Source organism: Aurantiacibacter suaedae, from assembly GCF_005434915.1.
GTDB lineage: Bacteria > Pseudomonadota > Alphaproteobacteria > Sphingomonadales > Sphingomonadaceae > Alteraurantiacibacter > Alteraurantiacibacter suaedae.
On the sequence record NZ_SKCG01000004.1, the window covers coordinates 137,235 to 152,083 of the forward strand.

At 63.6% G+C, this 14,849-nt stretch carries 16 protein-coding genes; 5 read left to right on the top strand and 11 right to left on the bottom strand.

Annotated features, from left to right (window positions below; all coding sequences use genetic code 11):
* Positions 1-14: 14 nt before the first annotated feature.
* Together E0473_RS14665 and E0473_RS14670 are read right to left on the bottom strand one after the other, a co-directional pair.
* Positions 15-1,055, bottom strand: coding sequence for a pyridoxal phosphate-dependent aminotransferase (locus E0473_RS14665; RefSeq protein WP_137681663.1), 1,041 nt, complete (start codon positions 1,053-1,055; stop codon positions 15-17).
* A gap of 133 nt (positions 1,056-1,188) precedes the next feature.
* On the bottom strand, positions 1,189-2,007 hold the full coding sequence (locus E0473_RS14670) for a sulfite exporter TauE/SafE family protein (RefSeq protein ID WP_137681664.1): 819 nt from the start codon (positions 2,005-2,007) through the stop codon (positions 1,189-1,191).
* A gap of 273 nt (positions 2,008-2,280) precedes the next feature.
* Between E0473_RS14670 and E0473_RS14675 the strand changes: the two genes are divergently transcribed.
* The 4 genes from E0473_RS14675 to E0473_RS14690 all read left to right on the top strand — a co-directional run bounded on the left by E0473_RS14675 (position 2,281) and on the right by E0473_RS14690 (position 5,682).
* Positions 2,281-3,090, top strand: a complete 810-nt coding sequence (locus E0473_RS14675) for a class I mannose-6-phosphate isomerase (RefSeq protein WP_137681665.1) — start codon at positions 2,281-2,283, stop codon at positions 3,088-3,090.
* Positions 3,091-3,125: 35 nt separating this feature from the next.
* Positions 3,126-4,352, top strand: a complete 1,227-nt coding sequence (locus E0473_RS14680; protein ID WP_161981625.1) for an acyltransferase family protein — start codon at positions 3,126-3,128, stop codon at positions 4,350-4,352.
* A 119-nt stretch (positions 4,353-4,471) separates the two neighbouring features.
* Positions 4,472-4,915, top strand: coding sequence for a MarR family winged helix-turn-helix transcriptional regulator (locus E0473_RS14685; RefSeq protein ID WP_161981626.1), 444 nt, complete (start codon positions 4,472-4,474; stop codon positions 4,913-4,915).
* A 218-nt stretch (positions 4,916-5,133) separates the two neighbouring features.
* Complete coding sequence (locus E0473_RS14690) at positions 5,134-5,682, top strand: MarR family winged helix-turn-helix transcriptional regulator (RefSeq protein WP_137681668.1); 549 nt, start codon at positions 5,134-5,136, stop codon at positions 5,680-5,682.
* Here E0473_RS14690 and E0473_RS14695 read toward each other — a convergent pair.
* From E0473_RS14695 to E0473_RS14735, 9 genes are all read right to left on the bottom strand, one after another.
* Positions 5,679-7,262 carry a GMC family oxidoreductase gene (locus E0473_RS14695; RefSeq protein WP_137681669.1) on the bottom strand — a complete coding sequence of 528 codons (1,584 nt, stop codon included), beginning with the start codon at positions 7,260-7,262 and terminating at the stop codon, positions 5,679-5,681. The two genes, E0473_RS14690 and E0473_RS14695, sit on opposite strands and share 4 nt — an antisense overlap.
* A gap of 80 nt (positions 7,263-7,342) precedes the next feature.
* Positions 7,343-7,651 (bottom strand): hypothetical protein, encoded by a 309-nt coding sequence (locus tag E0473_RS14700; protein ID WP_137681670.1) that lies wholly within the window; start codon positions 7,649-7,651, stop codon positions 7,343-7,345.
* A complete protein-coding gene (locus tag E0473_RS14705) occupies positions 7,648-8,088 on the bottom strand; it encodes a chemotaxis protein CheW (RefSeq protein ID WP_137681671.1) in 441 nt (146 codons plus the stop codon). Before E0473_RS14705 ends, E0473_RS14700 begins: the two co-directional genes overlap by 4 nt.
* 23 nt (positions 8,089-8,111) lie before the next feature.
* Positions 8,112-8,480, bottom strand: coding sequence for a response regulator (locus E0473_RS14710; protein ID WP_137681672.1), 369 nt, complete (start codon positions 8,478-8,480; stop codon positions 8,112-8,114).
* Between the two features lie 14 nt (positions 8,481-8,494).
* On the bottom strand, positions 8,495-9,052 hold the full coding sequence (locus E0473_RS14715) for a chemotaxis protein CheD (protein WP_137681673.1): 558 nt from the start codon (positions 9,050-9,052) through the stop codon (positions 8,495-8,497).
* Complete coding sequence (locus E0473_RS14720) at positions 9,049-10,116, bottom strand: protein-glutamate methylesterase/protein-glutamine glutaminase (protein WP_137681674.1); 1,068 nt, start codon at positions 10,114-10,116, stop codon at positions 9,049-9,051. The genes E0473_RS14715 and E0473_RS14720 overlap by 4 nt, the downstream gene beginning before the upstream one ends.
* On the bottom strand, positions 10,116-10,991 hold the full coding sequence (locus E0473_RS14725) for a CheR family methyltransferase (protein ID WP_137681675.1): 876 nt from the start codon (positions 10,989-10,991) through the stop codon (positions 10,116-10,118). The genes E0473_RS14720 and E0473_RS14725 overlap by 1 nt, the downstream gene beginning before the upstream one ends.
* 2 nt (positions 10,992-10,993) lie before the next feature.
* Positions 10,994-13,180, bottom strand: coding sequence for a chemotaxis protein CheA (locus E0473_RS14730; protein ID WP_137681676.1), 2,187 nt, complete (start codon positions 13,178-13,180; stop codon positions 10,994-10,996).
* A complete protein-coding gene (locus tag E0473_RS14735) occupies positions 13,177-13,440 on the bottom strand; it encodes an STAS domain-containing protein (protein WP_137681677.1) in 264 nt (87 codons plus the stop codon). Before E0473_RS14735 ends, E0473_RS14730 begins: the two co-directional genes overlap by 4 nt.
* Positions 13,441-13,803: 363 nt before the next feature.
* Between E0473_RS14735 and E0473_RS14740 the strand changes: the two genes are divergently transcribed.
* A complete protein-coding gene (locus E0473_RS14740; RefSeq protein WP_137681678.1) occupies positions 13,804-14,838 on the top strand; it encodes a chemotaxis protein CheB in 1,035 nt (344 codons plus the stop codon).
* The last annotated feature ends 11 nt before the right edge of the window (positions 14,839-14,849 follow it).

Consider the following 14,849-nt stretch of genomic DNA (forward strand, 5'->3'; position numbering starts at 1 on the left):
CCCGTTCTCATGCCTCAAGAGAGGCTGTCGATCACCTCGGGCAATGCCGCCGCATAGCGTTCCACGTCGGGCAGCAAGCCGGTGCTGACGCGTGAATATTGCGTCCATGGGCCATAGGCACCGCGAATCATAATACCGCGTTCGGCCATGGCTGCACGCACCTTATCTGCATCCGGCACCTCCACGAAGACGAAGTTGGTCTGGCTCGGCAGAGCAGTCAGCCCGGCCGTGGCGACGGCATCGAGGATCATCTCGCGGCCTTCGAGGATCATGGCCTTGCTGCGTTCGAGGAAGCCGAAGTCGTCATAGCTGGCGATAGCGGCGGACAGACCCGACACGTTGCCGCCAAAGCTCATCAGATAGCCGGAGATGCGCTCGGCATTGGCTTCGCTGGTGATGGCATAGCCAACGCGCATCCCGGCCATGCCATAGATCTTCGAGAAGGTGCGACAGACGATCACATCCTGCCCCTCGCGCACGAGGTCGATCACCGAGTTGTCTTCGGGGTCGTCCGTCAGCTCGTTATAGGCCTCGTCGATCAGCAGCGTGGCATGAGGCGTGACCTGCGCCGCCAGCGCGCGCAGTTCGGGCTGGGGCACCACCATGCCGGTGGGGTTGTTGGGGTTACAGATCTGCACCAGCGACACGCCCTCGCCGAAGGCCGCACCCATCCCCGCCACGTCGACCTGCATCGTCGGCGTCAGCGCGATGCGGGTCGCCGTCGCGCCTTTCTTCTCGCCATATTGCACGGTCGTATCCCAGAACAGGCCGGGACACAGGATCTTGCCTTGCCCGCCCCAGGCCAGCGCGATGGCGCAAAGCAGTTCGGTCGAGCCGCTGCCCATCACCACCTGCTTCGGGCTCACCCCGTGGCGTTCGGCGATCATCTCGGTGATGTAGGAGACACCCCCGTCGGCGTAGTAGCAGCCCTTCACCGAGGTGTCGGTGATGGCGGCCAGTGCGCTCGGCGCCGGGCCATAGGGGTTTTCGTTGCGCGCCAGCAGCGCAATCTCGGGCCTCGGTCCAAAGTGGCTGACCACTCCGGTCGCGCTCATCGGCAAAGCAGCTTGAGCCGGCCTCGCTCCCGCGAGCCCCGTCAGCGCGGCCGATCCGGCCAGAAATCCTCGGCGTGATGCGTGCATGATATGTCTCCTGTTCGCTCGGTTTCTCCTTGCCTCCTGCGGACATTCAGGCGTTTGTTATCATCGTTACGCCCACGAAAATCAGGTAGATGCCGAAGACCCGCCGCAGCAGCCCCTCGCGCAACTTGTGTGCCATGGCGACGCCCAGCGGCGCGCACAGCACCGAGGTGAGGATCACCACGGCTGCTGCCGCCCAGTTTACGTAGCCGAACGAGCCCCAGGGCAGACCAGGCTCGCCCCAGCCGATAATCATGAAGCCGATAGTGCCGGGAATGGCGATGATCGCGCCCATGCCCGAGGCGGTGCCGATGGCCCGGTGAATGCCGTTGCCGCATACGCTCATCACCACGGTGGTGATCGTGCCCCCGCCGATCCCGAGCAGCGCTGAGACCAGCCCCAGCGAGCCAGCCAGCCCCGCCCGCGCCGCGCCTTTCGGCATGGCCAGCACCATCGCGCTGGCGCGGATCTTCGGGGCAAGGAAATAGATTGCGAAGGCAAATACCCCGATGGCGAAGATCAAGGCCAGCGTCTCTGACGTGACCCGCCCGGCGATCAGTGCGCCAAGTGCCGTGCCGCCCACAACCCAGGGTGCCCAGGTCTTCAGCACATCGACATCCACCGCACCGCGCGCCGCATGGCTTTTGACCGCGCGCAGCGAGGTGAAAATGATACTCGCCAGCGAGGTACCCACGGCAACGTGAGTCAGTTGGTCCGGCCGGGCGCCAAGCAACGGAAGGATCAGCACCAGCGCCGGAACCACCACGAATCCGCCGCCGATCCCGAACAGCCCTCCGGCAAAGCCCGCCCCTGCTCCAGCCCCGAGCAGGGCAAGGAGCGGCAAGAGAAGGTCGGCTGAGAAGGTCACGAGGACGTGTATAACATTTTCGAGACGAATACGGAGAGAAAAGTGAATTATTCAAACGAAAGCACAGCACTTTGATGTATATTTCTTCTCGGCCCCACCCAATTGACGCTTATCACCCGCGCCCGGCACTGATCCGATGGTCGGCCTTGCGATTTCAAACCTCGCTTGTGACCAGACCATTGCATCGCTTACGGCTTCTCGCGCATAGCGCGACGGACTCGGGCGAGCCGAGCTGGTGCAGGTCGTCAGCGCAATCGAAGGAGAAAGGTGCCAATGATCCTACAAACCCGCATGATCGAAAAGGTCTGGGGCTGCGATCGCCTGCCCGCGCCATTTTCAGCGCCGGATGGCCAACGTATTGGCGAAGTCTGGTTCGATCCGCCAACCACGTTGGACGGGCTGCTAGTCAAATACATCTTCACTTCGGAAAAGCTCTCGGTGCAGTGTCATCCGTCGGACGAGCAGACGCTCGCGATGGGACTGGGCAAGCAGGGCAAGGAGGAATGCTGGCTGGTAGTCGATGCAGAGCCCGGAGCAGCGCTGGGGATCGGGTTCAACAAAGAGCTGGATCGCAAGGCCATCCGCGCCGCAGCCGCAGATGGCAGTATCGAGGGCCTGCTGACCTGGCACGAAGTGAAGGCGGGCGACTTTTTCTATATCCCTGCCAACACGGTCCATGCGATCGGACCAGGTTGCGCGATCTTGGAGATTCAGCAAAACTCCGATGTCACCTATCGCCTCTACGATTATGGTCGTCCTCGCGAGCTGCATCTTGATGAGGGCGTCAAGGCAGCGAGCGGCGAGCCTTACGATCTCGCCGCGAATAGCACCTTTGTGGGCCGCGAATCGGACGTGAACCTCGTCGATGGCCCGGTTTTCCGGCTCGACCAGCTGGCGGGCGGACCAGATGCCGCGATTTCCGCGCGCTATCGCGGGCCGCTGCTGGTGATCCCGCGCGAAGCATCGGTGGTGGTCGACGGCGAGACGGTCAGCCCGGGCCAATGCGCGCTGGCCGAAGAAATCGACGCGGTGGAATTCTGCGAAACCGGGACCTGCCTGATCGCGCAGCCGATGCCGGGTTGAAGGCGCAGGGCGCGCAAAGCCACCGGGACGAACCGATGACAGCACCAATTGCCGCGCCTGCCCCGCAACGCGAACGCTTTCACGCACTCGATGGCGCGCGGGCCATCATGCTGTTGCTGGGTATACCGTTCCACACCGCTGCCATGTACAGCTTGAGGGGCGGCTGGCTCGTCGACGCGCAAGAGCCATCACACCTCGCCAGTTTAATCACCGCGCTGGTGCATTCGTTTCGTATGCCGGGCTTTTTCATTCTGGCGGGGTTCTTTGCCGCCATGCTGCTGGCGCGACGTTCAGCCGGGCAGTGGCTCACCAACCGGTTCAAACGCCTGCTGGTGCCCTTCGCCAGTTCGCTGCTGCTGCTCGGCGGCTGGGAGGTCTACTGGATGGGCGCAAGCGCCGGCCTCGAACCGGCAGCCGCTTTCGCCTGGACGCTGGAGAAGTTCCCCGGACGCTGGATCAACCACCGCTGGTTCCTGATCGTCCTGTTCGCCTACTGCACTCTCACCGCCGCAGTTCATGCCGCGCCCGCCATAGGTGCTGGCTTGCGCGCCGTCTGGCGCCGGCTTGGCCCTGCCCGCCTCCCGCTGCTGCTGGTGGCGCTGCCGATCGCCGCGCAATACCTCACTGCCGAACTGGGCACGCTGCTGCCGCGCGGTGAGTTGCGGGTGAACCTGCAGCGGACCGTGATGTTCGCACCCTATTTCCTTATCGGCGTGCTCGCCTTTGCCGATGGCGGACTTTCGCGCGTGGTGTTCCGCCCCAAGCTCGCTATCAGAATCGCAGGCGCCTTGCTGCTGCTGGCCTATTGCGTTCTCACGCTGGCCTTTCGCGATTTCCTCGCCATCACCGGGTTGCCGCGCGATCTCACCCGGCCGCTCGCCTTCTCGGTCACCGCGCTTGCCGGCGTGTTCGTCTCCGCACTGTTTTACTATTTTGTCGGCAAGGTCTTCGCCACAGGCCGCGCGACGGTACGCTATTTCGTTGCCGCCTCGCTGGTGATCTACCTGTTTCACGAGGTCTTCTTGCTGCCGCTCGGCGTGGCATTCCGTCTGGTCGACTGGCCCGCCAGCGTCGAGATGCTGCTGATCGTCGCCGCGACGCTGGCAGGAACGGTGCTGATATTCGAGGTGATCCGGCGGTTCTCCTGGCTGAGCTTTCTGTTCAACGGCGGCCCGGCAAGCCCGGTGCAGCCAGCCGCCTTTTTGCTCACCAGCAGGTTCCGCAAAGCCGTGAAAGGCGGGGATTGCGACCAGCGCATATGACCGGTAGCCCCCACTTCGCATCACTCCGTGACATCCGAAGCGGGAATAAAGTTAATTTCACTAGTTGCAAAATTCATTTCCCCATGGAACGATTGGGGCAACGTTAACAACTGAATGGAGTGGGTGATCTGGACTGGGGTTTACTCTCGAACTCGGTCGGGCCGCGTGTCCGACTGCTACGAAACAATCTGAACGCGCGATCCATCGCCGTTTCCGAGCCTTTCGACCTGCCGACGGGATCGCTCACGCTTCTCTCGCTGATCGATCAAAATCCCGGCAGCTCGCAGAAAGAGCTGGCCGACAAGGCGGGCATCACCGGCCCGGGCCTCGTAAGTCTGGTCGACGAATTGGAACGGCAGGGGCTGGTCCGGCGCGATCGCTCGACCACCGACCGGCGCCGCAACATGCTGGTGCTGACCGACAAGGGCGAAGAAACGCTGGCCGAAATGTTCAAGGTGGTGTCGCAAATCGAGGCACCGATCCGCGAAGAACTCAGCCAGAAAGAGCTGGAGCAACTGATCGGCCTGATCGACCGCGTGCTGAAGGTTCTGGGCGAAGGCTGAGCGCCATAAAAACGGCGTATGGCAAGCGCAATATACATACGTACATTAATAATTAGCTTTTAACCGTTCTTGTGGATATCGGGCTCTCGCCGGTGGCGGCCAGCACTTGCAGGCGCATCGGGCGGTGAGTAAGCGCCAGTGCCCGCCAGCCTTTTTCCGATGCATGTGCGGTGTTTTGTGGTCCACACCAGACCGGTCGGTCAGTTCGAGGAAGTTCAGTGCCGCAACACAAAGCCAGCACATCGTTCGAAGTCTACAAGCAGGGTGGCAGCACCCGCGAAATCCGAATGCTTGTCGACATGGTTCTGCTCGTGCGCGGTTTCCGCAGCAAGGTAGACGAAGAGCTGCGCAAAATCGGGCAAAGCACGGCGCGCATGGAAACGCTGGCCGCGATCCTCAACATGCAGGGCGACAAGTCGCAAAGCGACGTGGCCCGGCGCCTGCGGATCGAGGGGGCCACGGTCACCCGCATGATCGACATTCTGAGCAAAGAAGGCCTGGTCGAGCGCACTCCCGCCCCGCACGACCGCCGGGTGAACCTCTTGTCGCTGACACCCGCGGGCGTGGACACGGTGGAGCGCATCTTCACCATCTATGATCGCGTGCGCGGGCATCTGCTCGAAGGCATGTCCGATGATCAGATCGACGAGCTTACCGCCGTGCTCGAAAACATGATCGGCCGCCTCGACGTGCCCTATGCCGATGAGTTGGCCGACGAAGGCGCACCGCAGCCCAGCGATGAGATCGCCAGCGACGTACGCGATTAACCGGCAATCAGCTCGGCCGCCTTCTCCGCGATCATCACTGTGGGCGCATGGGTGTTACCGCGGATGATCGTCGGCATGATCGAGGCATCGGCCACGCGCAGGCCAGCCACGCCCTTCACCCTCAGCTCACTGTCGACAACCGTTCCCATCGCGCAGGTGCCGACCGGATGCCCCGCGCTGATCAGCGAGCTTTTGAGCCAGCCCTCAATCGCTTCGTCGGTTTCGGCATCGGCGCCGGGCGCCAACTCGAATGCGGTGACCTTGCCCGCCGCTTCGGTGGCGAAGAAGCGGCGGATGAAGCGGAAAGCCCTCAGCAGCCGCTCGCGGTCGCCCTCGGCGGTCATGAAGTTGAACTGGACCTTGGGCAGCGCCTCCGGATCACCGCTCGCCAGCGTGACTTCGCCCCGGCTTTCGGGATCAAGCAGAATCGCCCCGCAGCTGAACATCGGCGTCGGCGGCTTGCGCCATAGCGGGAACCAGGGCCGCGCATCGTAGCCCGAGTGGACGATCTGGAACTGAAGGTCGGGCCGCGCCTGATCCTCGCCCGAGCGCACGAAGCCCTGGAGCGACATCGGGCTCTGGCTGAGCTGGCCGGTGCCGCCAAGTTCCCACTTGAGGTAGTTGAGCACCAGCCGGTCAAGCCGGATCTGGCGGTTGAAGTCGATGTCGACCGAGGCTTTGTAAAGCGCCATCGCAATCGGGTGGTCTTGCAGGTTCTGGCCCACGCCCGGCAGATCGAGCGTCACGGGAACACCCTGTGCCTGCAAAGCGGCAGCGGGGCCGATTCCTGACAGCATCAGCACCTGCGGACTGCCAAAAGCGCCCGCGCTCAAGATCACCTCGCGCCGCGCACCGATGCGGACAGTCTCGCCGCCGCGCATGACTTCGAGCCCGGTTGCGCGGCCCTCCTCGATCACCACACGGCGGGCAGGACAGCCGGAGATTACGCTGAGGTTCGCTCGCCCGGCTACGGGATCGATAAAGGCGCGCACCGTGCTGGCGCGGCGGCCCTTGCGGATCGTGCAGTCGGGCATCCCGAAGCCCTCGGGCGCGGGCACGTTGAAATCCGGGCACTCGGCCAGCCCCAGCTCGCGCGCCGCTCCAAGAAAGGCCGGGGTCAGCGTGGGATCGGGCTGCATTGGCGAAACCGCCATTTCGCCCTCATCCCCGTGGACCGTGCTCGCCCCGCGCCAGTTCGCTTCCGAGCGGCGAAACAGCGGCAGAATATCGTCATAGCCCCAGCCAGGATTGCCCGCGTCGCGCCATTGATCGTAGTCGGCAGCGGCGCCGCGGATATACATCGTGCCGTTAATAGAGGAGCAGCCGCCCATCACGCGGCCGCGCGGAATCGGCTGGGTGCGGCCATCGAGGCCGGGATCGGGTTCGGCCTCGAACCCCCAGCCAAAGCGGGGGTTGGCTGCGGCCTGCATCCAGGTGAGCGGGCTTTCGATCAGCAGGTCGCGCGTGTCGTCGCCCGCCTCGATCAGGGCCACACGGCAGGCCGGATCGGCACTCAGCCTGTTAGCCAAGACGCAGCCCGCGCTGCCCGCACCCACGATGATATAGTCGAACTGTTCCACTTTTCCTGCCGCCCGGTCAGCCTCTCACATGGGCAGGCCTAGCGCATTGTAACGCTCGTGAGAATGGGCAGCGTGGACTGTCAGGCGTCGAACGATACCATGTCGTCGCTGGTGCTCGGCGCTACGATGTCATGCAGACGGCGGCGCAGAGCTTCGAGCCGGACATCGCCCAGCGCGGCGGTCGGATTGTCCGAGCCGACCAGCATGCCGAGCTGACGCGCGGTCTGTGCAATGAGATCGATACCCTGCAACTTGTCGAAATGCCGCCCGATGACATCGGGATCGGCACAGAGGTTCTCGCCGAGACACTCGACCTCGCCCGCCAGTTCTTCGAGGATCGCCGCCACCCCGCCAAGCAGGCGCAAGGAGGCTTCCGAGGTTTGGGTCATGCGGCCAGTTCCAGCCGCTCGTCGGCCATCAGGCTCTTGAGGTCGAGCACCATCACCATGTCTTCGCCCATCGGGGCAAGGCCCGCGATGAAGCTGGTGATGCCATCGTTGGCGGCCGCTTCGGGCTGCTGGATGGTATCGGTGTCGATCGATACGATGTCGTTCACCGCGTGGACGATCAGCCCGCGCGACTGGCCTTCGTGCTCGATCACGATGATCGGGTTGCGCGGGGTCGCATCGGTGCTTTCCCAGCCAAGGCGCACCGACAGGTCGAGGACCGGCAGCACAGCGCCGCGAAGGTTCACCACGCCCGAGACATAGCGCGGCACCCCCGGCAGAACCGTCACGGGCGACCAGGCCCGGATCTCGCGGATCGACATGATGTCGATACCGAACAGCTGACCCGAAATCTCGAAGGTGATCATTTCAGCAAGCATGGTGCTTCCCTTTCCAAATTCACTCAGTGCGCAACGCGGCGCACCGCGGTGGCAAGCTTTTCCGCATCGAACGGTTTGACGATCCAGCCGGTCGCCCCGGCATCGCGGGCACGGCGCTTTTTCTCGTCCGAACTTTCGGTGGTCAGCACCAGAATCGGACGATCGGCATGTCTGGCCGTATCACGCAGCTGCTCGATCAGCCCGAACCCGTCGAGGCGCGGCATGTTGATATCGGTAATGACCACATCGACTTCGTTAGTCGCCAGCCATTCGAAAGCCTGCTGGCCATCTTCGGCTTGCTCCACCTCGAAGCCCTGCGTGGTCAGCGCGTGCAGCAACAGCGCGCGCATACTTGCGCTGTCGTCTACGGTCAGGATGCGTGTCGGTTTCATATCTTCCCTCGACTCTAGAATAGTTCAACATCACCACTGGCCGATTGCGGTCGGACTAGCGGTTTATCCATAGGAGCAGATTCAATCGGCGCGGTGCGGCAGCGGACCATTCCGCTGGCGGGCATGAAGTGGATACGTCGCGCGGCGCGGCCCTCCATATCTTCGAAAGCGATAGGGATACCTTCGCTTTCCAAGAACTTACGCGCGAAGGCGGCATTGGCCGTGCCAATCGGTTTCATGGCCGGATTGAGGTTGGCCCCGCCATAGACGCGCGCCTTAACGCGCGACTTAACTGCGCCCAGGCCGAGCATTTTGTTTATGAGCAATTCCATAAGGAACAGCCCATAATGCTCGTCGAAGTTGTCACGCGACCTGGTGCTTGGCGGCTCGGCCAGCAGGAAGTGATTCATACCGCCGATCCGCGAGAGCGGGTCGAACAGACAGGTCGCAACGCAGCTGCCGAGAACGGTGGACAGTTCCACATTGGGATCGGCGCTGGCATGGGCTTCGCCCTGCAAAACGGTCACGCGCTGAAGGCCCGCACCGGGAGGGAGACCGGACAGATCGCTCATGAAGCCACCGCCTCTCGCGTCGATTCGCCGGGAGCAAAGATGTTGCCCGCGATCCGATCGAGCGGCAGCATCTTGCGCGCCGCGCCCAGTTCCACTGCCGCACGCGGCATTCCGTAAACGACGCAGCTTTCCGCATCCTGGGCAATCGTATGCGCGCCCTTCTGCTGCATCTTCAGCAGGCCGCGAGCGCCATCCTGGCCCATTCCCGTCAGCAGCGCGCCCACGGCCGCGGCTCCGAACACCTCGGCGACCGAGCCGAACAGAACATCGACACTGGGTCTATGGCCCGAAACTTCCGGCCCCTGCCGCAGCACCACCCGATGGCCGAGCGTTCCCGCCGTGGCCACCAGCATGTGGCGATCGCCGCCCGGCGCAAGATAGACCGTCCCCTGTTCGAGACGCGTATCGGTTTCCGCCAGCACTACGCGTGCCGGACACGCGGAATCGAGCGAGTGCGCGATGGCCGGGGCAAAGCGTGCGTTAACGTGCTGCACGATCACGGTCGGCGGGCAATTGCGGGGGAACTGCCCCAGCAGCTTGCACAGGGCTTCCACGCCGCCGGTCGATGCGCCAAGCGCAACCAGCCGTGCCGGTTCGCGCCGCGCTGCGGGCTGGGGGGTGGCTTGCGCAGCCGGCGCCGTGGGCGCAATCGATGCAGGTTTGCGAAACGACACTTGCGCCGCTTCACGCACCAGCGCCGCAAGCGCGCCGCCATCATCGCCAGGTCCGCCGGCATGGTGGTCGCTCTTGGCATAGCAGCTGATCGCGCCGAGTTGCAGCGCCCGCACGGTGTTGCGATCGCCTTCGCGCGTGGTGCCCGAGACGATGATCACCGGAGTCGGCCGCAGCTGCATTATCTTCTGCAGGAAGGAAAGGCCATCCATTCCCGGCATCTCGATATCGAGCGTCACCACATCGGGATTGAGCGCTTTGATCAGACTGCGCGCTTCCTGAGCATCGCAGGCCAGGCCGACCACCTCGATATCCTCTTCGCGGCCGAGGCGGGCCTGCAACAACTTGCGCATAAGCGCGGAATCATCGACGATCAGAACTCTGATAGCCATCAAGCTCTCCTGCGGTAAACGGTGGGCCCGACCAGTTCGAGTAGCTCCTCGGCCCGGCCCGAAACGCGTTCGGAATGGCCGATATAAAGATAGCCGCCCGGCTTGAGCTGATTGGCGAAGCGCCAGACCAGCTTTTCTTTGGTCGGAGTGTCGAAATAGATCATCACGTTACGGCAGAAGATCACGTCGAACTCGCCCTTGATGGGCCATGGACCCAACAGGTTGAGCTGACGGAACCGCACAAGTCTGCGCGGATCGGGGCCGATCTGCACCTTGCCGCCCGTGCTGCTGGTCCAGGCCTTGCGCAAGGGCTCGGGCACCGCTTCGAGCGCTGCTGCTTCGTAAGTCGCGGCGATCCCTGCATTCACCGCATGGCTTGCAAGGTCGCTCGCAAGGGCGACGATGTCCTGCTTGGCGATCCGCTTGCCTTCCTGCTGCGAAGAGCCCAGCAGCACCATCATCAACGTCCAGATTTCCTCGCCGCTCGAACAGCCAGCCGACCAGATCCGCACTGGCTGGCCCTGATTGGCGCGGTGCAAAAGCTCCGGCCTCAGAGTCTTGGCGAAGTGATCGTAATGGTGCGATTCGCGATTGAAATAGGTGTGGTTGGTGGTCAGCGCCTCGATCATGCGCGTCGACAGCGCCTGATCGTTTTCGACCTGATCGAGAAAATCGGAAAAGCTTTGGCTATTGATCCCCCGCAGGAGCGGCGCGAGCCGGGAATAGACCAGCATCCGCTTCTTGTCCGACAGCACGATCCCGGCCTGTTCGTGGACCTTGGCCGAAATCCGCTGGAAATCGGCCAGGCCATAGACCTGCGGGCTGATGCCGGGCACCAGGGCTTCGCCAGTGTTGAGGGCGGCAGCGGCGCTCATGCTCAGGCAGCCTCTGCCGGGGCTTGGCGGCGGCTGGTCATGTCGAGCACCAGCCGGTCAACATCGACGATCAGCGCCACCCGGCCATTGCCGAGAATGGTGGCTCCGGCCACGCCGTCGACCGAGCGATAATGCGTGTCGAGGCTCTTGATGACGAACTGGCGCTGATCGATGATCGCATCCACCAGCAGCGCGGCCTGGCCGCACCGCTCGGTTTCGACCACCACCAGGACGCCGTTTTCCATGCTGGCTTCGGCACTGGCATCCGCGCAAGGTCCGCCGGTAAGCTGGCGCAGCGGCACGATGGGCAGGAACTGTCCGCGCACATTGAGCATACGGATGTTGCGGCCCATGCCCTTGATCTCGGATTCGGCCGGGCTGAGGCTTTCCACCACGTGCGTGAGCGGAACAACCAGCGACTGGTCGCCGACCTGCACGATCATCCCGTCGGAAATGGCCAGCGTCAGCGGCAGGGCGAGGACGAAGTCGGTGCCCTGTCCGGGCCGCGATTCAATGGTAATTCGGCCGCCCAGCTCCTTCACGTTCTGGCGCACCACGTCCATACCGACGCCGCGCCCCGAAATGCTGGAGACCTGCGCTGCAGTAGAAAAGCCGGGAGCGAAGATGAGGTTATCGATTTCCTCGTCGCTGAGGTTGTGCACCTCGGGATCGACGATGCCCTTCTCGATCGCCTTGGCGAGCACCTTCTCGCGATTGATGCCGCCGCCATCGTCACCAATGCGGATCACGATGCGGCCTGCTTTCTGCTCGGCCGAAAGGGTCAACGTGCCTTCCGGGTCCTTGCCCACGGCCTGCCGATCTTCAGCCGATTCGATGCCGTGGTCGACCGCGTTGCGGATGAGGTGCGTAAGCGGTTCGCTCAGGCGCTCGATCACGGTCTTATCGAGTTCGGTGGTCTCGCCCGCAACCACCAGCTTAACATGCTTGCCGGTTGAGCTGGCCAGTTCGCGCAGCAAGCGCGGCACGCGGCTGAACACCGAGCTGATCGGCTGGGCGCGGAAGGCCATCGCGCTTTCCTGAATGTCGCGCACCAGCCCTTCGAGCATGGCCAGTTCCTCGAAGTGAGCGAGCCCTTCGTTGGTGAGGCGCTGCGCAAGCATGGCCTGGGCAATCACCAGCTCGCCGACGCCGTCGATCAGCTGATCGAGCTTGCCCAGGTCGATCCGAATCGACTGGCTGGCGGGCGCGGCAGCCGTTGGGCTCGGCGCGGCCGCAGCCTCTGTTTTGGCGGCGGCGCTGGCGGGTGCAGCGGCAGGGGCAGGGGCAACTGCGGGCGGTGCCTTCGCTTCCGGCGCGGCGACCTTGCGTTCGCGCGCAGGCGGGTTCAGCGCCTCCTCGCCATAGAGGACGAGGCACTGCTCGCCCACGAAATCAAAGATATCGGCGACCTTATCACGCTCGACCGAGCCGGGCATGGCGAAGGTCCAGGCGAGATAGCCTTCCTTCGGGTCCATCTCATCGATCTGTGGCAGGATCGATTCGTCGCACTTCACGCAAGTGCCGCCCAGTTCGACCAGTTCGCGCAGCCACAGCAGCGGCTCCGAACCGTTGTCCATCGCGCCTGCTTGCGGGCAGACGTAAAGCGCCCATTCGTCGCCTTCGACCTCGCCCTCGTCTTCGGCAGCTTCCTCCACCGGAGCTTGAGCGGCGGCAGGCGCGGGATCGGAGCCGAGCAAATCGTCGAGCAGCGCATCGAGATCGTCCGTATCGCTCGATCCGGATGCGGCGGCAGGTTCAGGTGCAGAAGCTGCGGGCGCAGCCTCTGCGGCAGCCGCGCCACCATCCTTGCCAACGTTCTCGTGCGCCTCGGCCAGCCGCGCCTTGATCGCCGCATCGTCGGGCGCAGGTGTGCCGCCGCGGACCGATTCGACATGATCACGCAGAGAATCGAGCGCTAGCAGCAACATGTCGACCAGGTCGCTGGTTACCGGCACCGTGCCTTCGCGCACATCGCCAAGCAGGTTTTCGAAAACGTGGGTGTAAGAGGCGAGCGCTTCGTAGCCGAAGGCCCCGGCCCCGCCCTTGATCGAGTGGACCGCGCGGAAGATCGCATTGATCGTCTCGCCGTCCTGGGTGCCGGCCTTGCACGCGTCGAGCCCGGCCTCTGCGGCCTGCAGCGATTCCTCGCACTCGTCGAAGAAGATGGCCTGAATGTCGATGCCGTTCATGCGGCAGCTCCGGTGTTAAAGGTTTCCGTAAGGCCCGACACCGCCAGCGCGCGGTCGAATTCGGCCGACCGTTCGGTCAGCACGATACCAGGCTCGTTGCGTTGGGCGGCCAGCAGCACCTGCAGCATGGCCATGCCCATGCGTTCGACATTACCGGCATCGACCGGCAAGGCTTCGCTGCCGGTGGTGTCGGCGAGGTCGCCTTTAAGCGCGAGAGCGGCGGCACGGTCGCACAGCCGCGGCAATTCGATGACAGCCACTAGCTATTCTCCTGTCTATCAATGCTGGTAATTGGGGCTGGCAAAGCTCGTCGGGGCCCGACGGTTTCGCAGCGACCAAGAAGTCTGTGCGGGGCTCATGAAACCACCATATAATAGAGTGTCAGCAGCCATGCTTTGCTGGGCATTCGCCATGGTACTTGCTTCCCCCCACCTGCTGGAAGTTCCTGATCCGATTGGAAAGCTCTACTGCGAAGGCGCTTATCCCTTCGATCCAGCGTCATATGGGCGAACACTTAGTTGGCGCTTGGGCTTTGTTCGCTCGCTCTCACCTAAGGGTGTTCCATTGGCGTTGCGCCCGGCGCGCATCGCCTGCCTGCATTACAAACGAACAGGATTGAGATCATGAAGCCAGCCCGAGTACTCGTCGTCGATGACTCAGCCGCCATGCGCGCGCTGTTCTGCGACATTCTCGATCAGGCCAAGGGAGTCGAAGTTGTCGGCACGGCCTCCAGTGCCGCCGAAGCGCGCGACAAGATTCCCGACTGTCGCCCCAATGTCCTCACGCTCGACGTGGAGATGCCGGGGATGACCGGGATGGAATTCCTTGCCGAACTTATGGAAGAAGACCCGATCGCGGTCGTCATGCTTTCGAGTGTGGCGCAGGACGGTTCGGGAACCGCCGCCAAGGCGCTCGCCCTGGGCGCTGTGGACTGCTTCCCCAAGCCGCTCCACACCTCGCCCGAGGAGTTCAAGAAGACCGTCGCCAAGCTTGGTAGCATCGTCCAGAAGGCAGCCAACACCGATATGGAGGCGCACAAGGCCTCGCTCGGCGCTGGCGGCGGCGCGACCGCGGGCGCGGCGGCCGACTACGACAACGATGGACGCCTCGTCTTGCTCGCAGCCGGTTCGGACAGCCTCGAAACGGTGCGGTCGGTGATCGCGGCCATGCCTGCAAATTGCCCGCCCACGGTGATCCTTCTGGATGCCGATGAAGATGTGGTCGAGCGCGCGGTCGATCGCCTGCGTCCGTCTGTCGCCTGCAAGATCGAAAACGCCGAAGATGGCGCGATGGTCATGCCGGGCACGGTTTACCTTGCCTACGACAAGAGCAAGCACATCGCGATCGAGGATGACTTTGCGCTGATGATCAAGCTGGTGGACCGCGATCCGGTCGCTGGCTTCCGCCCCTCGGCCGATCTGATGTTCGCCAGCGCTGCACGCGCCGGGTGCCCGACGCTGGCCGGAATGCTCGAAAAGGGCAGCGACGATGGCGCCAAGGGCCTGATGGCGCTTGGCAAGACGGGCGCGCAGGTATTCCTTGAATCCGGCTCCAACGGCACGGCTGCGGGCCTGCTCGACAAGTTCGACGAAGTGGCGACCAGCGAAGTGCCCGACTGGCTGCTGGGCGCGACTGCCAAGGGCCGCAAGGCGGCCTGACCTTATGAGCG